General features: G+C 42.1%; 21 protein-coding genes. 4 read left to right on the top strand and 17 right to left on the bottom strand.

From position 1 onward, the window contains the following. Window positions 1–3 precede the first annotated feature (3 nt). A complete protein-coding gene (locus BK049_RS16345; RefSeq protein ID WP_071168970.1) occupies window positions 4–1311 on the bottom strand; it encodes an aspartate aminotransferase type Ic in 1308 nt (435 codons plus the stop codon). Between the two features lie 139 nt (window positions 1312–1450). Continuing rightward, complete coding sequence (gene rnz, locus BK049_RS16340; RefSeq protein WP_071168969.1) at window positions 1451–2380, bottom strand: ribonuclease Z; 930 nt, start codon at window positions 2378–2380, stop codon at window positions 1451–1453. Window positions 2381–2602: 222 nt separating this feature from the next. On the opposite strand from rnz, the gene zwf reads away from it, so the two are divergent. Next, window positions 2603–4078, top strand: a complete 1476-nt coding sequence (gene zwf / locus BK049_RS16335; RefSeq protein WP_008358790.1) for a glucose-6-phosphate dehydrogenase — start codon at window positions 2603–2605, stop codon at window positions 4076–4078. A gap of 46 nt (window positions 4079–4124) precedes the next feature. Here zwf and BK049_RS16330 read toward each other — a convergent pair whose 3' ends face one another. From BK049_RS16330 to BK049_RS16290, 9 genes are all read right to left on the bottom strand, one after another. Beyond that, on the bottom strand, window positions 4125–4847 hold the full coding sequence (locus BK049_RS16330) for a GntR family transcriptional regulator (protein ID WP_008358792.1): 723 nt from the start codon (window positions 4845–4847) through the stop codon (window positions 4125–4127). Window positions 4848–5023: 176 nt separating this feature from the next. Continuing rightward, the gene (locus tag BK049_RS16325) at window positions 5024–6430 is read right to left on the bottom strand and encodes a glycoside hydrolase family 1 protein (RefSeq protein ID WP_071168968.1); all 1407 of its coding nucleotides are present in this window, start codon (window positions 6428–6430) and stop codon (window positions 5024–5026) included. Beyond that, a complete protein-coding gene (gene celB, locus BK049_RS16320) occupies window positions 6414–7760 on the bottom strand; it encodes a PTS cellobiose transporter subunit IIC (RefSeq protein WP_008358795.1) in 1347 nt (448 codons plus the stop codon). The genes BK049_RS16325 and celB overlap by 17 nt, the downstream gene beginning before the upstream one ends. 25 nt (window positions 7761–7785) lie before the next feature. Beyond that, entirely contained in the window at window positions 7786–8118 is a 333-nt protein-coding gene (locus BK049_RS16315) for a PTS sugar transporter subunit IIA (RefSeq protein WP_071168967.1), read from the bottom strand. Between the two features lie 3 nt (window positions 8119–8121). Then, window positions 8122–8433, bottom strand: a complete 312-nt coding sequence (locus BK049_RS16310) for a PTS sugar transporter subunit IIB (RefSeq protein WP_008358799.1) — start codon at window positions 8431–8433, stop codon at window positions 8122–8124. Between the two features lie 412 nt (window positions 8434–8845). Then, window positions 8846–9631 (bottom strand): glucose 1-dehydrogenase, encoded by a 786-nt coding sequence (locus BK049_RS16305; RefSeq protein ID WP_008358800.1) that lies wholly within the window; start codon window positions 9629–9631, stop codon window positions 8846–8848. A gap of 12 nt (window positions 9632–9643) precedes the next feature. Further along, window positions 9644–10489: a GRP family sugar transporter gene (locus BK049_RS16300; protein ID WP_071169248.1), complete on the bottom strand. Its 846-nt coding sequence runs from the start codon at window positions 10487–10489 to the stop codon at window positions 9644–9646. Between the two features lie 115 nt (window positions 10490–10604). After that, entirely contained in the window at window positions 10605–12014 is a 1410-nt protein-coding gene (gndA, locus tag BK049_RS16295) for an NADP-dependent phosphogluconate dehydrogenase (RefSeq protein WP_008358805.1), read from the bottom strand. A 98-nt stretch (window positions 12015–12112) separates the two neighbouring features. Continuing rightward, the gene (locus BK049_RS16290) at window positions 12113–13369 is read right to left on the bottom strand and encodes a DNA polymerase IV (protein WP_071168966.1); all 1257 of its coding nucleotides are present in this window, start codon (window positions 13367–13369) and stop codon (window positions 12113–12115) included. A gap of 120 nt (window positions 13370–13489) precedes the next feature. Here BK049_RS16290 and BK049_RS16285 point away from each other — a divergent pair, with 120 nt between their 5' ends. Further along, window positions 13490–13771: a hypothetical protein gene (locus BK049_RS16285; RefSeq protein WP_008358810.1), complete on the top strand. Its 282-nt coding sequence runs from the start codon at window positions 13490–13492 to the stop codon at window positions 13769–13771. Between the two features lie 25 nt (window positions 13772–13796). After that, window positions 13797–14615, top strand: coding sequence for a membrane protein insertase YidC (locus BK049_RS16280; RefSeq protein ID WP_071168965.1), 819 nt, complete (start codon window positions 13797–13799; stop codon window positions 14613–14615). A 243-nt stretch (window positions 14616–14858) separates the two neighbouring features. On the opposite strand, the gene BK049_RS16275 is transcribed toward BK049_RS16280, so the two are convergent. Genes BK049_RS16275 through mce form a run of 4 tightly spaced genes read right to left on the bottom strand, consistent with a single transcriptional unit; the run spans window position 14859 to window position 18354 of the window. Beyond that, window positions 14859–15323, bottom strand: a complete 465-nt coding sequence (locus BK049_RS16275) for a chemotaxis protein CheW (RefSeq protein WP_008358544.1) — start codon at window positions 15321–15323, stop codon at window positions 14859–14861. Between the two features lie 14 nt (window positions 15324–15337). Next, window positions 15338–16459 carry a M20/M25/M40 family metallo-hydrolase gene (locus BK049_RS16270; RefSeq protein ID WP_008358547.1) on the bottom strand — a complete coding sequence of 374 codons (1122 nt, stop codon included), beginning with the start codon at window positions 16457–16459 and terminating at the stop codon, window positions 15338–15340. Window positions 16460–16475: 16 nt separating this feature from the next. After that, window positions 16476–17945: an acyl-CoA carboxylase subunit beta gene (locus BK049_RS16265; protein WP_071168964.1), complete on the bottom strand. Its 1470-nt coding sequence runs from the start codon at window positions 17943–17945 to the stop codon at window positions 16476–16478. Next, complete coding sequence (gene mce, locus BK049_RS16260; protein ID WP_071168963.1) at window positions 17932–18354, bottom strand: methylmalonyl-CoA epimerase; 423 nt, start codon at window positions 18352–18354, stop codon at window positions 17932–17934. The genes BK049_RS16265 and mce overlap by 14 nt, the downstream gene beginning before the upstream one ends. Window positions 18355–18455: 101 nt before the next feature. Here mce and prli42 point away from each other — a divergent pair, with 101 nt between their 5' ends. Beyond that, window positions 18456–18548: a stressosome-associated protein Prli42 gene (gene prli42, locus BK049_RS19605; RefSeq protein ID WP_149865350.1), complete on the top strand. Its 93-nt coding sequence runs from the start codon at window positions 18456–18458 to the stop codon at window positions 18546–18548. A 40-nt stretch (window positions 18549–18588) separates the two neighbouring features. Here the strand turns inward: prli42 and BK049_RS16255 are convergent, their stop codons facing one another. Both BK049_RS16255 and BK049_RS16250 read right to left on the bottom strand, forming a co-directional pair. Further along, on the bottom strand, window positions 18589–19098 hold the full coding sequence (locus BK049_RS16255; RefSeq protein WP_008358551.1) for a L,D-transpeptidase: 510 nt from the start codon (window positions 19096–19098) through the stop codon (window positions 18589–18591). Between the two features lie 53 nt (window positions 19099–19151). After that, window positions 19152–20105, bottom strand: coding sequence for an aromatic acid exporter family protein (locus tag BK049_RS16250; RefSeq protein WP_071169247.1), 954 nt, complete (start codon window positions 20103–20105; stop codon window positions 19152–19154). Window positions 20106–20159 lie beyond the last annotated feature (54 nt).

Genomic DNA, 20159 nt, shown 5'->3' with positions numbered 1-20159 from the left:
TTTTTATGCCGTTGGCGCAGATTGACTCTTTTCAGAAAGCAGCTTTTCAATGCTGACAAGCTGAACACATAACGTAAAGATGTCAATCGCTTGTTCTAGTTCTTCAAGTGTTGGGAACGTTGGCGCAATACGGATATTACGATCAAGCGGATCTTTTCCATATGGAAATGTCGCCCCTGCACCTGTCAGTGTCACACCTGCTTCTTTTGCTTTTTGCACAACAGCTTTTGCGCAATGATCGAGTGTGTTTAAGCTAATGAAATAGCCGCCATTTGGCTTGTGCCATTCAGCGATACCCTTTCCGCCAAGCTTTTCATCAAGGATCGAAAGAACGAGGTCAAACTTCGGCTTAATGATCGCTGCATGCTTTTTCATATGTTCCTTCAATCCCTCTGGATTTTGGAAGAAACGTAGGTGTCTTATTTGATTCAATTTATCTGGCCCGATGGTTTGTACGGCTAATTGCTTTTGAGTGAAGCTGACATTGTCTTGACTAGACGCCATGAGTGCCACACCTGAGCCTGGGAATGTAATTTTAGAAGTAGAGGCAAACATAAACACACGGTTTGGATGTCCTGCTTGTTCTACTGCTTGAAAAATATCTTTTAACGTATCAGGTGTATCTGTTAGATGATGGACTGCATAGGCATCATCCCAAAAGATACGGAAGTCGTCTGCTTTTGTTTTCATTGAAGCAAGGCGGTCAACAACTTCATCTGAGTACGTAATGCCGTCAGGGTTGCTATATTTTGGTACACACCAAATGCCTTTGATGGCTTCATCTTCTGCGGCCAATTTTTCCACCTGATCCATGTCAGGTCCATCAGCCTTCATATCTACCGTTATCATCTCTATGTTAAAATGCTCACAAATGGCAAAATGACGATCATACCCTGGGCTTGGGGCAAGGAATTTCACCTTTGGAAGTTTTCCCCAAGGTGTTTTACTGCCATATACGCCGTGAGTCATCGCACGGGCAATCGTATCATGCATCATATTTAGACTTGAATTACCGCCAATAATGATTTGTTCCGGCTTCAGATTGAGCACACTTGCAAAAAATTCCTTCGTTTCAGGAAGGCCTGTCAAGCCGCCATAGTTTCGCACATCTGTACCATCCTCAGCTGTCATCACATCCTTTGATGTCACGACATCGAGCATGCCCATAGATAAATCGAGCTGTTTTGGTGAAGGCTTCCCTCTAGACATGTCTAAGTGTAAGTTTTTACTTTTGTACGTTTCATACTCTTTTTGTCGTGCTGCATATAGGTCATTTAATTCTGCTTCACTTAATGCTGTAAAACCGCTCATCTTTGATTGTGCCTCCCGTATTCTTCATAGTGTTATTCGTCATTTGTTTTTTCTTCACCATTTTACCACTACCTGAAAAAGAGCGTCATCATAAAAATCAAAAAAATCACACAACTATTTCTGACGATTCATCCAATTTTTACAGGGTGCGGTCTATAGGAAAAGAAGAGAAATCATGCGCAGCTTCAGTCAGCGGGAATATATCGCGGGCTTCTTTCAGTAATTGCTTCAGTGACTCTTCCCCTTGGTACCGTGCACTAATATGGGTCAAAATGAGTTTTTTGACGCCTGCTTCCTGCGCTGTTTTCGCTGCTTGTTCTGTCGTGCTGTGATAATAATGATAGGCTAGTTCTGCATCTTCTTTACTAAATGTTGCTTCATGGACTAACACATCCGCATTCTTGGCAAGCCTTGTTATATTCTCGCACAAACGTGTATCTCCTGAAAATGCAACAATCCTCCCTTTTTTAGGGGGTTCCAAATAATCGGTTCCATCAATTCTTCTTCCATCTTCGAGTGTAACGGTTTCCCCGTTTTTTAACTTCTGATACAAAGGTCCAGGTTTTACACCGATTTTTTTTAGGTCTTCGGCTTTTAGTGCACCAGGTACATCTTTTTCCACGACCCGATAACCGTAGGCTGGGACTCCGTGAGACACCCTTTTAGCTTCTACTTGAAAGGTATCATCTTCAAATACGATCCCTTCATCTATTTCAATGATATGCAGTGGATAGGTCAAATGCGTTTGTGTCGCTGAAAGTGCCGCATTTACAAAGGCTTTGATGCCTCTTGGACCATATATCGTCAATTCATCCTCTCCGCCTTGAAAGGACCTGCTGCCAAGCAGACCCGGGAGACCATATACATGATCACCGTGCATATGCGTGATAAAGATTTTCTCAATTTTTCTTGGCTTGATCGTTGTATGTAATATTTGATGCTGCGTCGCTTCTCCGCAATCAAAAAGCCACACTGCTTTTCTCTCTTCTAAAAGCTTCAGCGCTGTGCAAGTGACGTTTCTTGTTTTTGCAGGAATGCCTGCACCTGTTCCTAAAAAGAGCAGTTCCATTACGATTTCCTCCTACAGCCGGTATACAATGTCTTCATTCATATAGAATACATGAAGACAAGGTAAATGTGAATTCAGCTGAATTTTTAAAAAAAGACAAACTTGAGCAGAAAAAGTCGAATCAAATGTTTGCTTTACGTACAATGAACCTTTAAAATAAAGAAAATGTACATACATTCTTGGTTTTTACAACAATGCTACGAATAAAGTGAGGTACTTTTCGTGAATACAGAAACTAATTATCCAAAAGCAGTCATTGTCATCTTTGGCGCAACAGGAGACCTTGCAAAGCGCAAGCTCTACCCTTCTATACATAGACTTTATCATAGCGGAAAGCTTGGAGATCAATTCGCCGTTGTAGGTGTTGGGCGCCGCCCGTGGTCTCACGAGGATCTCAGAGCTGTGGTAAAAGAATCTGTCTCTTCTGACGATGCAGAAGCAAAAGCAGAGGAATTCATTTCTCATTTCTATTACCATGACTTTGACGTCTCAAGCCCTGCTTCCTATCAAGCACTCAACACGCTTCTTTCCGGACTTGAAGATACATACAGTATCCCAAATAACCGGATGTTCTATTTAGCTATGGCACCGGAATTCTTCGGAACGATTGCGAAGTTCTTAAAAAGTGAGGGCGTATCAGAAACGACCGGCTGGTCACGACTTGTGATCGAAAAACCATTTGGACATGATCTGCCTAGTGCCAAAACATTAAATGAAGAGATTCGTGGTGCATTTACAGAAGATCAAATTTATCGGATTGACCACTATCTAGGTAAACAAATGGTGCAAAACATTGAGGTCATCCGCTTTGCGAATGCGATCTTTGAACCACTTTGGACAAACCGCTATATTTCAAACATTCAAATTACATCTAGTGAATCGTTAGGTGTTGAAGACCGGGCTAGATATTATGAAAGCTCTGGCGCACTTAGAGACATGGTTCAAAACCATATGCTTCAAATGGTCGCACTTTTAGCCATGGAGCCGCCAATTAAGCTCAATACAGAGGAAATTCGAAGCGAAAAACGGAAAGCATTGCGCGCCCTTCGTCCTTTCTCTAAAGATGAGGTCGATCAATTCTTTGTCCGCGGACAGTATGATGCTGGAACGATTGATGGCCATATGGTTCCTTCCTATCTTGAAGAGCAAAATGTGGACCCAAACTCTAACACAGAAACATTCGTTGCAGGGAAACTTCTCATCGATAACTTTAGATGGGCCGGCGTACCATTTTACATTCGGACAGGAAAACGTCTAGAAAAGAAATCCACTCAAATCGTGGTTCAATTTAAAGACATTCCGATGAACCTGTACTACGGAAACGGGAATTCCATGCATCCAAACTTACTCGTCATTCACATTCAGCCGGATGAAGGTATTACCCTTCACCTGAATGCGCGCAAGCTTGATGGCGGAACATATGCTAAACCGATTAAACTCGACTACCAAACAAATTACAACGACATCATGAATACACCAGAAGCATACGAAAAGCTGATTCATGACTGCTTGCTCGGTGATGCAACAAACTTTGCGCACTGGGATGAAGTGGCACTTTCTTGGAACTTTGTTGATCCGATTTCTGAGAAATGGGCAGAAACGAAAACGTTAAAACCAAATTATCCTGCTGGTTCTATGGGACCGAAAGAAGCAGATGAGCTGCTAGAAAAAGACGGGTATCATTGGTGGAATATATAAAATCAAGATGAAAAAAGAGCAGTCTCCCAAGGGGGGCTGCTCTTTTTTAAAGTCCTGTTTTCGTAATTTCCACAGTTGAAAATTCAAACTTATCATAGCGATGATGGCTAAAGGAGTATTCAAACGGCCGGCCCGTGTTTAAGTAAGCCACCTGCTCGACTTCAAGCACTGGATCAGCTTGGTCACAGCCTAAATACTGCTGATCTAGCTGATCTGATTTAGCCGCTCTAATTTTCTTGTGCGCTCCAGCTACTTTTAGATGCAGTGTGTTTGAAATGTAGCTATATATTGAACCTAATAGAACCTTTTCATCTATTCCCTTAATGACATTTACGGGCATAAAAGTCTTTTCTAATACATAAGGCTCTTCTTCCACAAGGCGGAGACGGACAATGTCATAAACGGGTGCGCTTGAGTCAATTGAGAGATGAGCTGCCACCTCTTCACTTGGAAAATGCACATCAAAGCGAATGATTTGGCTCGTCACGTTTTTATCTGCCATGACTTTCGTGAACCCTCTATTTTCATGACCTGATACATTGATGGCCCTTTTGTTTAGCGCTGCCTTCACAATAAATGTGCCATGACCTCTTTTTCTAAAGAGCAGACCTTCTGCTACGAGAAGATCGAGCGCACGCTTCATCGTCATTCTGCTGCATTGAAACTCAGCGGCAAGCGAGTTTTCATCTGGAATGGGTTGATCTTCTGGATAATATGCTGTTCCTATTCGTTTTCTAATTTCTTCTGAAATGAGTTCGTATTTTGTCATCTCACACCACCAACTGACTTGTTTTTTCATATCATATTATAGCGCTTTCCAGCCTTTCCCCTCATTCTACACTAAGCCTAGTGAGCTTAAAAGGTTCCAGCCATTTTAGTGTCAATCCCTGCACCATCACATAAGAAAAATACTTGCCCTTTTCAAGGAAAGAGCAAGTATTTTGATTAAAAGCCATTATTCTCTGAAACAGATTGAAACCAGTATCCACTTTTTTTAATGGTGCGTTTCCCGTCTTCTTCAAGATTGACTGAGACAAATCCATAACGATTTTTATACGCATTTGTCCATGACCAATTATCCATAAACGTCCACAGATGATAGCCTTTCACATTGCTGCCTTCTTGGATGGCTCGATGCACCCATTTCAGATGCTCAGAAATAAAGTCAATGCGGTAATCGTCATGAATCATTCCTTGTTCATCTTTAAACCGTTCTTCTCCTTCAACACCCATTCCATTTTCAGAAATAAAGCATTCGATATTCTTATAGTCTGTTTGAACTTTTTTCAATATATCGTAAATGCCCTTTTCATAGATTTCCCAGCCTCGATACACATTCATTTTTCTTCCCGGCATTTCAAAGGGATCAAAATAATGGTTTGGCATAAATGGTGCTTGAGGATGCGGCATATGTTCCTTTGCTTTCACTCTTCTTGGCTGATAATAGTTGATACCGAGCAGGTCAATCGTGTTCTCTTGGATGAGCTCAAGGTCTCCATCTTCTATCACCGGCATAAATCCTTCTTTCTTTAACACTTCCACCAGCTTTTCAGGAAAGTGCCCTTTAACAGCAGGATCTAGGAAGGAACGATTAAAGAAAGCATCCGCCATCTCAGCTGCTTCTACATCCCGAGGATTCTCGCTTCGCGGATATGAAGGAGTGAGATTTAAGATGATACCGATTTTCCCGTCCTGTTGCAGCTCTTTATAAGCCGCAATGGCCTTAGCATTTGATAAAATCTCATGAAAACCAACTTGCACTGCCTTTTGGAAATCGACTTCGTTTGGATAATGGAAGCTATACATATATCCGCCCTCTACAGGGACAATCGGCTCGTTATGGGTAAACCATTTTTTCACCCGGTCGCCAAATAACTGAAAGCACAACACCGCATAGCTGACATAGTCGTCTACGACCTGTCTGTTTACCCATCCACCCGTCTCCTGCAGCGCCATTGGCATATCAAAATGGTACAGGTTCACAAACGGTTCGATGTCACTCGCTATTAGTTCATTGATCACATCATTATAAAAAGCCACAGCTTCTTCATTGACTTCCCCTTTTCCCTTGGGTAAAAGGCGTGACCATGAAATGGATAGACGAAATGAATTATGCCCAATCTCCTTCATAAGCCGGATATCCTCTTTGTATTTACGATAAAATTGAGAGGTCACGTCTGGACCGACGCCATTAAAAAAACGAGTCGGCTCTTTTTCAAACCAGTGATCCCAAATGTTCGGTCCCTTTCCATCTCCCGGATAACTGCCCTCTGTTTGCGTGGCAGAGGCAGAAGATCCCCACCAGAAATCTTTTGGAAATGTATATGATTGTCTGTTAGTGTCCATCGACATGTATTGAGTCCCCTTCACCTTTGATGTTTGTTTGTTTCGTTTTTTCTGTCGTTGCTATTTTTTCATTTTTCACATTCATGCGGTCAATAAATGTCAGGAACGGGAACCAAATAACAAACACAATCATTAAATTAAACAGCTGAAGCAGACCGCCCGCTAATGAATTTGTTGCCATGATGCCGCTAATAAAGATCGGCACCGTCCATGGGATGTTCACGCCTGTCGGCGGCGGCACAATGCCTGCGGCCATCGCAAAATAAGAAACACATGTAATGACCATGGGTGCCAAAATCCATGGAATGAGAATAAGCGGGTTCATCACAATCGGTAAACCGAAAATAATCGGTTCATTGACGTTAAACAATCCTGGTCCTAAGCCGAGCTTTGCCACTTGTTTTAATTGCTTACTTTTTAGGAAAATTAAAATCGCAAACACAACGGCAAGCGTCATACCGGTTCCGCCCATTCCAACCGTATAGACCTCAATAAACTGTTTGCTGATGATGTTTGGAACCTCGCCCGTTTTTGTATAGCTTTCAAGGTTTTGAATGGACAGCGTGTTCCAAATTGGGTCCATCACAGAGTTGATAATAATTTGACCGTGCAATCCAAAGAACCAAAGAATTTGTATAAAGAAAACCGCAATTAACGTCGGAATGATACCGCTTCCAAGTCCGACAAGCGGTGCCTGAACTGCATGGTAAATAAGGTCATGCATATTTGTGTGAAAGCCTTGTGTAATGATGATATTGATGAGTAAAAAGGCTGTTAGAGTCAGGGTAGCCGGAATCAGTGCAGCAAAAGACTTTGAAACAGCTGGCGGGACCCCTTGCGGCATATTGATCACAAATTTCTTTTTCACAAAATAACGGTAAATTTCTGCTGATAAAAAGCCTGTAATCATGCCGAGGAACATCCCCTTTGCCCCTAGACGATCGACTGGGATGACGCCCGCTATAGACGCCGCACCCTCTTGTTCGAGCAAAAATGGCGTCAGCAATAAGAAAGAAGCGAGAGCGATCACGCCGCCAAATACGGCTTCCACTTCATAGCTTTTCGATAAATAGTAGCCAATTCCAAATACAACAAACACGGTCATAATACTGATGGTCGCACTTGGTGCGATATTCAGTGCAGACTGGAATCCTTCCAGTGCAGTTTGACTCATGATTTTATTTAAAAATGGCAAATTCATTAACACAACCATAATGGAACCAAAAATCGTTAATGGGAATGCAAGCATAAAAGCATCCCGTAATACACCTAAATAGCGATTATTGTTCAATCTCCCGGCAATCGGTACCAAAATGGCACTTATTTTATCAAACATTGGTTTCCCCCCTTGTTTACACCCTTTATTGTTTTAGCGATTGAAATATCGGCAGGAGCTCTCCCACAAGCTCCTTGATCGTCAGCGTGGACATGAAGTGATCTTCAGCGTGCATGAGCAGCAAGGAAAATGGAGTGGTTTCTCCTTTTGCCTCCTGCTGCACCATTTGAAAATGGATATCGTGTGCATTTCGCAAGTCGTCTTCTGCTTCTTTCATGAAATCAAACGCTTCCTTTTCTTGACCTTCTCGAAATTGTTTAAGAGATTGAAGCAATTTGTTCCGAGCATTGCCGCTGTGTAAGATCAATTGAAAACTGACTTGTTCCCACGTGAGTCCTTCTAGCGTCTTCTTTTCCATTCTTTAAGATTCTCCCATCAATGAAACCGCTTGTTCATACGCTTTTTGTCCATCTGCAAGCCCATAAGCCTGCATATCAATGACCTCTACTTGAATCCCGTACTTTTGAGCTTCTTTTTGAAGATCCCCTTTTAAAAAGCTCATTTGCGGTCCAATTAACACAACATCCGCATGTGCCATCTCTTTTCTCGCTTTGTCTTGTCCGACCGCCCAAATCTCTGCTTCCTCGCCAATAGATTCAGCATGGGCTTTCATCTTTGTGACTAGTAAACTCGTAGACATGCCTGAACTGCATGCTAATAAAATACGTTTCATTTCTCTCACCCCATTGTTGTAATAAAAGCGCTTCCAATTAATATTATATATTTTTATTTTTAAATGTCTAGACATTTAATTTTATATGTTTGTATTTTATTTTGAAATGTAACCAACTTTATAAAAATAAAAGAAATCTCATTCACATACGAATGAGACCTCTTTTATTTTTTGTTTTGTTCAAACACTCATAAATATTTACGAGACAGTCTTTGAGAACTTTGTGAAAAATGAGTGCTAATGACTCGTCACATTCGTAAGCTGCCCCTTCATCCCTTAAACTGATTAGACGTTTAACGCCGACTGGAGAACAGAGGCGGGCTAGGTAAAACGTAATATGCTGCCGTTTTGATTGCTAGATCATGATTTGGCATTATTTTAACAACCAAATGGTTATCATCAAATGCAGTATTTATCCTTTTCCTGCCTGGAACCCAGGGTACTTTGTCATACCGCCGTCTACATATAGCGTCAATCCTGTGACATAGCTAGCCTCTTGTGACGCAAGCCAGACGGCACATGCTGCGACTTCTTCTGGCTTGCCGATATAGCCGATTGGAATCAGTTCGATGACGCCCTTTTTCTGTTCTGGATCAGCAAATTTCTCGGCATTGATCGGGGTGTCAATTGCTCCTGGGGCAATGCTGTTTACACGGATTTTTTTAGGGGCATATTCTAATGCCAGCGTTTCGGTCAAAAGCTTAGCGCCTCCTTTGCTTGCTGCATAATGGACAAAATGAGGCCATGGGATTTGCTGATGAACCGACGACATATTAATGATCGATCCTTCGATCCCGTGTTCTGTCATATACTTCAATGCATCACGGCAGCCTAGAAACATGCCTGTTAAATTGGTGGATATGACTTTGTTCCAATTATCTAATGTCATTTCAGTTGAGGGAACCTCATTTTCAATTCCTGCATTATTGATCATGACATCAAGACTGCCGTATGTAGCGACAGCTTTATCAATCATCGCTCGCATATCCTCTTCTTTTGATACATCCCCTTGAATTTTGACAGCATGACCACCATTTTTTTGAATGTCAGCTATCGTCTCGTCCGGATTTTCTTTATCAGAAAAGTAATTGATCACCACGTTGGCCTTTTCTTGTCCAAATCGGCGCGCCATCGCCTGACCTATCCCTGTCCCTGCGCCAGTGATGAGAACTGTTTTTCCTTCTAAATCTGGGTACATTTGATTAACCTCCTATTTTGTAAAGCCTAGCAGCACACCGCCTGCAATGATCATCAAGCAGCCAGCAATCACAAAGCTTGTTTTAGATGCTTTCTCTTTTAATAAGTAAATACCGCCCAATGTGGAGATAACAATTCCTGTTTGAGACATAGAAAAGCTTACGGCTACACCAATGAGCGGAATGGCCAAAAGAAGCCCTAGATTTCCTGTCGACCAAACAAAACCAGCAAGAATATTTCTGAACGTATATTTACTAAACGGGTCTTGTTTTAGACTTATGGCCAAGGATGAAAGCAGCATGCCGACAGATTGCGGAACGAGAGCGGACCAGCCATCAATATGAAACCATCTTAAAATGACGACATATCCGACGTAGCCAACGGTTGAGATGAGCAAAATAATGATCCCTTTTTTAAAATTGCCGCCACTGTTCCCGCCGCTCTTTTTTTGACCAAGGGATGTCATGACAACGCCAGCAATGATCAATAAAATGGCGCAAGAACCAATAAGTATGACTGTCATGGTTTGCCATTCTTTAAAGACCATGACACCAAATAATGTCGTACTCACAAGCTGCATCCCCGTTGATAAAGGGACAGCCTTAGACACTCCAAGAAAGGCGACACTTGAGAGCTGATTCATTTGTCCAATACTCCAGAAGATCCCAGAAATCACTGAAACCGCAAAAATAAGCGGTGACAGCTCTGGCATTTTGATCACATAGGCCCCAATTGAAAACAAAAAGGCGCCGAGGGTAATGCCAAGTGTTTGCTGATACGCATTCCCGCCAAGTTTGACACTGATGAGAACAATACTTCCCCAAAATATCGCTGGGAGAAGTGCATATAAAATGCCCACTTCTATCCCTACTTTCATTCTTTTTTACATAGCATCCCTCTTTTTCGCATTTTTAGCCGAAAATATGCAAACACAAAAAACCTTACCAGAGGTAAGGTTTTTTGCTGCTTTATTCTTATTTCATCCATTCAGTGTGGAATACGCCTTCTTTATCTGTGCGCTCATACGTATGTGCGCCGAAGTAGTCACGCTGTGCTTGAATTAAGTTGGCTGGAAGGACAGCTGTACGATAGCTATCAAAGTAAGCAAGTGCACTTGAGAATGAAGGAACAGGAACACCTTGTTCTACTGCAAGTGAAATGACTTTACGTAGTGATGATTGATAGCTTTCTACGATATCCTTGAAGTAAGGATCAAGCAATAGGTTTTTCAGTTCAGGGTTACGGTCATATGCTTCTTTGATTTGCTGCAGGAAGGCTGCACGAATGATACATCCACCGCGGAAGATCATGGCAATTTCACCGTATTTTAAATCCCAGTTATATTCATCAGACGCTGCTTTCATTTGTGCAAAACCTTGTGCATAAGAACAGATTTTACTCATGAATAGTGCTTTTCTAACTGCTTCGATTATTGCTTGTTTATCTTCAGTTGATTGAGTCGGCTCAGGGCCTTGAATCAATTTGCTTGCTTCAACACGCTCATCTTTCATCGCAGAAATAAAGCGCGCAAAAACTGACTCTGTAATGATTGGAAGCGGGACACCTAAATCAAGTGAGCTTTGGCTTGTCCATTTTCCAGTTCCTTTTTGTCCAGCTTTATCTAAGATGACATCCACTAGCGGCTGGTTCGTTTCTTCATCCACTTTTGTGAAAATGTCAGCTGTAATTTCGATTAAGTAGCTGTCAAGCTCCCCTTTATTCCACTCTGAGAATACTTCGTGAAGCTCCCCTGCTGATAATCCAGCGACATGCTTTAGGATAAAATATGACTCAGAGATCAATTGCATGTCTCCGTACTCGATACCGTTATGAACCATTTTGACATAATGTCCTGCTCCATCTGGTCCGATGTACGTTGTACAAGGCTCGCCATCTACTTTCGCAGAGATTGCTTCTAAGATTGGTTTCACTAGCTCATGTGCTTCTTTTTGACCGCCTGGCATGATAGATGGGCCTTTCAGTGCGCCTTCTTCACCGCCAGAAACACCCGTTCCAATGAAGTGAATACCACTTTCTGCAAGCTCTTGATTACGTCTTTGTGTATCCTTGTAATATGTATTTCCACCATCAATTAAAATGTCACCTTTCTCTAGGTGAGGAAGTAATGATTGAATGGTTGCATCTGTTGCTGCACCAGCTTTTACCATTAACAGAATTTTACGAGGCGTTTCAAGCGACTGAACAAATTCTTCAATGCTGTATGTGCCTACAACGTTTTTCCCTTGTGATTCTTGAAGAAACTCTTCTGTTTTGTTGCTAGATCTGTTATAAACAGACACAGAGAACCCGCGGCTTTCGATATTAAGGGCAAGGTTTTTCCCCATAACGGCTAGTCCAATCACACCGATTTGTTGTTTTGACATAATTCTGACGTCCCTTCTAACACACTATATTGATTACTGCTGAAATGATGTACCCTTTGAAATTACCACAACACCACCTCTTTTATCAAGTTTTCAGGCTAGTCATTTCCTCTTTCGTCCTGAAAAAAATCTTTATTAAAACTTGTACCGCTTGTTTTGCTCTCTTTTTCCTTCACGGTCATCCCTCTTTGAATCAATGGTTTTCCGTATTTTTCTTTGAAGCCGTCTAAAATGGATTGCAGCGGCTCTTCTTTTGCATCTTCTGTATAGGAGAATAAATCAAGCTGCTTGACGGCCGATTTTCGCTCCACAAGATCTGTCCCCGTAACACCTAAGAGCCTCACCGGCTGATCATTCCAGTGCTTAAGGAATAACTGCTTTGCTGCCTCAAAAAGGTCTTCCTTTCGATCAGTTGGATTCGTAAGCATGACGCTCCGTGTGATATTTTTCCAGCTTGCATACCGAATCATAATGAGCAGCCGGTTCGCCATCACTTCCTTTCTTCGTAATCTTGCACTCACCGATTGTGACAGTCGATCAATTAATGTGACAAGCTCATCTGTATCATCTGAATCGTGAGGAAGGGTGGAAGAATTGCCGACAGATTTAAATTCGTATATCCTTTCTGGATCAACAATGCCGTCATGCTCTCCGTTCGCCTTTTGCTTTAGCCTTGGTCCATTGATGCCTAACAATTCTTTCAGCTCATACTCATTCGCTTTTGCTAAATCTTCAATCGTATGAATGCCAATTGTTTTTAATTTATCTGCTGTTTTTTGACCAACTCCGTGCATTTCACCTGCTGATAGAGGCCAGAGCATCTGCGGGACATCTCGTTTACGCAAAATCGTAATCCCCATTGGCTTTTTCCAGTTCGACGCCATTTTCGCCAAAAATTTATTCGGCGCAATGCCGATACTTGAAGGAAGCATGAGCTCTTCTACGAGCCTCGTTTGGATATCATGAGCGGTTTTCACCGCATGCTCAGCATAGGGTGTGTCGGTTAAATCAATATAGCCTTCATCAATCGAAACGGGTTCGACTAAATCACTATATTCTCTCAGTATCGTAAACATTTCTTGTGAGGAGCTGCGGTAGCGGTCAAAGTTTGGTGTGCGCACAATCAGTTCTGGACAAAGCCGCTTCGCTTCCCATAATGGCATCGGCGGCTTCACCCCTAGTGCTCTTGCCTCGTAGCTGCAAGTCACAACAATTCCTTTACGCTCTTTGGCATTTCCGCTAATGGCTAAAGGTTTCCCTCTCAAAGAAGGATCATATGCCATTTCAACCGATGCATAAAAACTATTCATATCAATATGGAAAATGATCCGCCTTTTCCTTTGAGAATCAGCCATTTGCTTACCTCCTTCATCTGTTTCATCTTCATCACTTCATCGTCATTTGACCTGCTAGTTCCATTAGACATTTCATATGGTGTATAGTACACTGTGAATAATGAAATGGATGTGATAATCATGATTATTGATACATTCAATGAAGTCTTTTTCCTTGTTGAATTCTTTACGATTATTCTTCCAGCGCTGACGGCCATCGGCATTGCTTTCTTATTAAAAGACTGCCGAATGAACGAGCACCTTGGCGGACATCGTTTGGAAGAGTTGAACGCATCTTGCTTGAATCGAACAGACTTTCTGTTTATCATATATGATCGCATTACAACTTGGATTAGTAAAGTCATTCGAATGAAAAGATCATCAAATGATGATGAAGACCATTCGCTTCCTCTCTCTTATTAGATTTTATTATTGAGGAGGAAATGAATTGAAACGTTTATTGACTATTTGTACGACTTTATTTTTGATGATGGTAGCGTCACCTGCATTTGCTGCAAGTGCACAAACGAATACGAGCTCTGATGGGTTTTTCCATCATTATTTTGTCCAGCCTTTTTCTGAGTTGATCATTTGGCTTGCAAACTTCTTTCATGATGATTATGGTTTATCCATTATGTTCGTGACATTTATTGTGCGCTTGCTCATTTTCCCGCTTTTTGCAAACCAATTTAAAAAACAAAGAGTCATGCAAGAGAAAATGGCACTGATCAAACCACAAATTGACCAAATACAAAGCAAATTGAAGAAAACGAAAGAACCTGAAAAACAAAAAGAGCTGCAAATGGACATGATGAAATTATATAAAGACAACAATGTGAACCCGCTAGCGATGGGCTGTCTGCCGATGCTGATTCAAATTCCAATTGTTCTTGGCTTTTACTCAGCTATCCGATCAACACCTGAGATTGCCACGCATTCGTTTTTATGGTTTAGTCTGGGACAAACTGACCTTTTAGTAGCGATCTTTGCCGGCGCTATGTATTTCTTGCAATTTTATGTCACGCAAAAATACGCAAAACAATCAGGCACGCAAACAGAGGCTGCGCTGAAGCAAGCGAAATTAATGGGCATGATTTTCCCCATCATGATGCTATTTCTCTCAATCAATGCACCCGCTGCTCTTCCTTTATACTGGATGACGAGTGGACTTTTACTCACCATTCAAACAATTATCTTAAATGTCATGTACCAAAAATCAAAAACAAAAGCTGCGGCAAACGATCCAGTCAACCCAGCTGCTGAATAAAAAATGAACCCCTTATCCATTTGATAAGGGGCTTCAGATTGTTGACAAAGGGCTAAAATGACCTTTATTTTAGCCTTTTGTCTTCTTTTCAGCGTGAACTGAAAACCTTTGCAGTCTAGGAAGGACGAGTACCGGAGCGGAGCGAATTTGACATTCGTGAGCACCGGCACGCAGGACTGACAAAGAATGCGAGGGTTTGTCTACACGCTGGAGCCCCTTATCCATTTGATAAGGGGCTTTTCTTTATGCCAATTCTTCTTTCATTCGCTCATGCAATTGATCGAGATCCTCAATTTTCCCAAGAAACTTACTTGGGTCCACTTGTAAAATCATCTTGCCTTCTCTCTCAACGACGCCGAAGAAATATTCAGATGCTTTTGTGTTCATATGAAATGGCTTGATCTCGCTTAGCTCGATATCAATGATATCTTTTGCATCTGAGACAAGGCAGCCAATCATTTGATCATCTAATTCAAAAAGTAAAATCTTGGACTGATCGGTTACATCAAGAGGTTTTCCGTGAAGCATGACGCCTGTGTCACTGACTGGAATGACTTCTCCTCTTAAAGACATCAGTCCTTTAATCTCTTTTGGAAGGTTCGATACTTCTTGTAAATAAGGCACCTTCTCAATCGAACGAATATGCTCTACACTAATGCCAAAATCCTCTTGTCCTACTTGGAAAATAATGATTTTTTGCGTGCTCACAGAGTCTCCTGCCTTTACGATGGATTTGTCGTTTCTTCGATAATGGCGAGAACCATTTCAGCTGTCTTGACTAATTCTTCAATCGGCATCTTCTCATTTTTTGTATGAATATCTTCATATCCAACAGCTAGATTGACGGTTGGGATGCCGTTCCCAGCAATAACGTTTGCATCACTGCCTCCCCCGCTTGTCTGTAGCTCTGAAGGCCGGCCAATTTTTGCAGCCGCTTTTTTCGCCACTTCAACGACTTGATCGCCGTGAGAGAATTTGAAGCCTGGATACATGATGTCAATTTGTACATCGGCACTTCCGCCCATTTCTTTAGCGGTTTTTTCAAAGGCTTCTTTCATCTTCGCTACTTGCGCTTCCATTTTTGCAGGTTCTAAAGAGCGTGCTTCGGCAAGAATATCTACTTGATCGCAAACAATATTCGTTTGCGTTCCACCTTCAAAACGGCCAATATTCGCCGTTGTTTCGTCATCAATACGGCCAAGCGGCATGCTGGCAATCGCTTTTGCTGCAATGGTAATCGCAGACACGCCTTTTTCAGGTGCTACACCTGCGTGAGCTGTTTTTCCGTAAATGGTTGCCCGTACTTTCGCCTGTGTGGGCGCAGCTACGATAATTGTACCGACCTTGCCATCTGAATCGAGGGCATAGCCGTATTTCGCTGTCATCCATTTCGGGTCTAACGCTTTTGCTCCAACAAGTCCTGATTCCTCACCTGCTGTGATGACAAATTCAATTGTCCCATGCGGTAAATTCTTCTCTTTTAGGACACGGATCGCTTCCAACATCGCAGCAAGCCCTGTTTTGTCGTCAGCACCTAGTATCGTTGTTCCATCTGTTTTGACATAGCCGTCTTCAACGATTGGATTCACGCCGTTACCAGGAACCACTGTATCCATATGAGAAGTGAAATAGATTGTATCTGCCTGTTGATTTCCTTCAAGTGTACAGATCAGATTGCCTGCGCCGTGACCCGTTACCGCTTTTGAATCGTCTTCAACCACTTTAAGGCCAAGTCCCGAAAATTTTTCTTTAAGTACTTCCACAATTTTTTCTTCATGTTTTGTTTCTGAGTCGATTTGAACGAGTTCTAAAAATTCGTCTAATAAGCGTTTCTCATTGATCATGATGGTGTTCCTCCTCTTATAGCGGTATGTTGCCATGCTTTTTTAATGGTCTATCTTCTTGTTTACTGCGAAGCAGGTCAAATGAGCGGATCAACCGCTCTCTCGTTTCAGCTGGCATTAGAATATCGTCTATCAAACCTAATTGAGCCGCCTTCACGACATTGGGTTCGCTGCCGGTCTCACGCGAAGCATGATGAACAATTTCGTCTGCGAACGTTTTTCCCATGACATCAATTTCTGCCTTTGGCCATGCATAAACAAAGTCAGCACCTAAGCCCTTGCTGTTCATGGCGACATATGCCCCGCCAAACGCCTTTCTTAAAATCACGGTGATTTTTGGAACGGTCGCCTCAGCGTATGCATATAGAAGCTTCGCGCCGTGGCGGATAATTCCTGCATGCTCGGCTTTCTCCCCTGGCAAAAATCCGGGAACGTCCACAAGGGTTAAAATAGGAATATGAAATGCATCGCAAAATCGAATAAACCTGGCCGCTTTATCAGCAGCGTCAAGATCAAGACTTCCTGCCAGCACCTTTGGCTGATTGGCAACAAGACCAATCGAAGCCCCTTGTAATCTGGCAAAGCCAGTGACAATATTCTTCGAGAAACAAGGCTGCGTTTCAAAGAATGAGTCGTCATCGGTTAATGTTGTCACAACTTGCTTGACATCATAGGTGCGTGATGGGTCCTTTGGCAAAAATTCGGCTGGATCACTTGCATCATGCTTTCGTACCTCACGATGAATGACAGCCTGTTCTTTCGTTGGTATGTACGTTAAAAGAGTTCGAACTGCTTTTAACACGTCCTTCTCATCTTTCCCCGTATAGTGCACATTCCCGCTTGTCTGATGCTGAACACTTGCACCGCCAAGCCGGTCAGGACAGACCGTTTCTCCTGTTGCTTTTTCTATGACTTTCGGACCAGTTAAAAACATATGGGCTGTTTGCTTTGTCATGAAGACAAAATCAGTCAATGCAGGAGAATAGACTGCACCTCCAGCACAGGAGCCTAGAATAACGGATATTTGCGGGATTTGACCAGAGTACAGGACGTTACGTTTAAAAATCTGACCGTATCCTTCTAATGATACCACACCCTCTTGAATTCTCGCACCACCTGAGTCTTTTAGACCGATAATCGGCATTTGATTTTTAGCCGCCAGATCCATTAAAGAAGCAATTTTTTTGGCATGCATGTCGCCTAACGAGCCTCCGTATACTGTCGCATCTTGAGCATAGACACATACGGGTCTCTTATGAATTAGTCCCGTACCAATAACAACACCGTCACCTGCATACTCTGACCATTGACCTTTTGCAAATGGCTGAATTTCCATAAAACTGCCTCGGTCAAGAAGTTCATGAAGCCGTTCACGGACAGTCAGCTTTCCTTTGTTCCGGTGAGCCGCTGCCCGTTTTTCACCGCCGCCCTGTAAGGCCTTCTCTCGCCATTTAGACAAGTCATTGAACGATTCATGCATCTCCATCTCTCTCTCCTTTCAAAGGCTCACATAATTCAACTAACGCACCTGACGTTTCTTTTGGTGAAATAAACGCAATGTGCTTTCCGTTTGCACCCATTTGTGCGTTTTTTTGAAGGAGCTGTACACCTTGCTGGTCAAGTTGACGGAGATCAGCCTGGATGTCACCTGATTTTAATGCAATATGGTGAAGCCCCTCTCCTCTTTTTGTTAAAAAAATATGTAATTTGCTGTGATCTGACATCGGTTCAATCAATTCAATGTGCAGATCACCAAGTGAAGCAAACGATGCCTTAATCTCTTGTTCAGGAATTTCTTGTATGTCTGAAAATTGCCAGTTAAACAACTGATAAAGCGTTTGACTTGTTTCTTTAATCGAAAAGACTGCAATGGCGATATGATCGATTTGATTCATCTGTTCACTTCCTTTGTTGATCACTTGTCGCGTACGAAAAAACCAGCTAAAATAAAGAAAGGTGCGCTCGTCGCAAAAATCTTCGGTTATAGGGGTGCGATATGTCTCAGAAATTCATGAAATTTATGGTATTGCTCATGATTAGCCTGCTTTTAATTTCTTCACTATTAGCAGGAGCGGCAACCTTTTTATAAGGTTTCTATCATAAAACAGACAAGCAGGTGATTCGTTTGATCAACGAATGGCCTGTTTGTCTTTGGCTAGCTTTTCAAATGAATCGCTTGATTTAGTAATCCATACCTTTGTTCCAATTGGAAGCTGGTCAAACAACCGTTCTACATCTTGATTATGAAGTCTCACACAGCCTGCGGTTATAAATTTCCCTATCGATGTTTCGTCACTTGTTCCATGAATTCCGTAAGTTCTGCCATCTGTTCCTCGTGCATCAAATCCAATCCACCTTCGGCCGAGAGGGTTGTTCTTCGCACCGCCTTCAATATTCTTTCTTCTGTAGTAGGGATCTTTTGCTTTGATCATAATGGTAAATTCACCTTCTGGCGTTAAATCAGCTGTTTTGCCTGTAGAAACTGGATATATTTTTTGAATTTTCCCATGATCAATATAAGCAAGCTCGTTCGTTTGTTTATTAATAATGACAAACGGGTCCCCTGGAAGCGGATTCTGTCCGAGCGGCCAGATTGGCGAAAGCGACATGGTTAGCACAGTATAAAATAAAAGACGCATAGGCTCCTCCTTTTTTCATTAGATTGACCAATGAAGGAGGAACTCATGCGTCTCTATTCTTTCATCCCTTTAAAATAGCTTTTCAGCACTAAATATTGTTCCATTTCCCCTAGAAAATGAAATAGTGCCGCTCTTGCTTCAAATTCTTCACGTGTTTGCGGAAGCGGCAGTGCATCAAACTCTTCTTTCATATCAATCAGGCGTCTTAAGAACTTATGTGCCGTGTTCCCTGGGTGAATATGCTCGCGTAAGTCTCTGATATATTCTGCAATGATTTGTCCATGTTCTGTTGTAACAGAAATGGACGTAATCTTCGGCAGCACCCGCTCAATGATTTCAAATTGCTTTTGTCTCATGTTGAAATAATGATAATACAGATTTTCATGTCTTAGGACATGGTTTTCGACATCACGGTATGCAAGAGCTTTCGCTTCTTTGATCAATTGATGCGTTTCCGGTATTTCTGTTCCTGTCCAGTCTTGCTTCCCTGTCATTAAGTATTGTTCGATTTCTTCAAAGATTTTCGCAAAATTGGCTTCAATCTGTTCACTGTATTGTTTCAGCTTTTTATCAACGCTAGGCATATACAGGTTCATGATGAGTGCTACCCCGACGCCAATTGTAATGAGTAAAAGCTCATTCCAGATGAGCTGAAGCGTGATTCCTCCAGACATATACAAATGAAGGATAATGACTGAGCTTGTGACAATTCCTTCTTTGATTCGAAGCAAAACGGTGGTCGGAATAAAGACGAGCAGCATAAGTCCTATAACGAAAGGGTGGTAACCAATGAGATCGAAAAATAAATAAGAAAATAAGATGGCTAGACTGCATGCTGCAAAGCGGGCACCTGATGCTAACAGTGACCTTTTTTTCGTCACCTGAATACAGAGGATAGTAATAATTCCGGCAGCTGAATAATTTTGCAAGCCAAGCATTTGTGCAATATAAATGGCTAGAGCTGTTCCTAATGCAGTTTTCAGCGTTCGATAGCCGATTTTAAACATGATGTGATTCACTCTTTTCTGTCTTGTTTCCATCACTTTTGTGAAATGATGAGC

This window comes from Bacillus xiamenensis, from assembly GCF_001857925.1.
Taxonomy (GTDB): domain Bacteria; phylum Bacillota; class Bacilli; order Bacillales; family Bacillaceae; genus Bacillus; species Bacillus xiamenensis.
The sequence above is the reverse complement of the archived record's forward strand: the minus strand, read 5'-3'. Positions and strand labels throughout refer to the sequence as shown.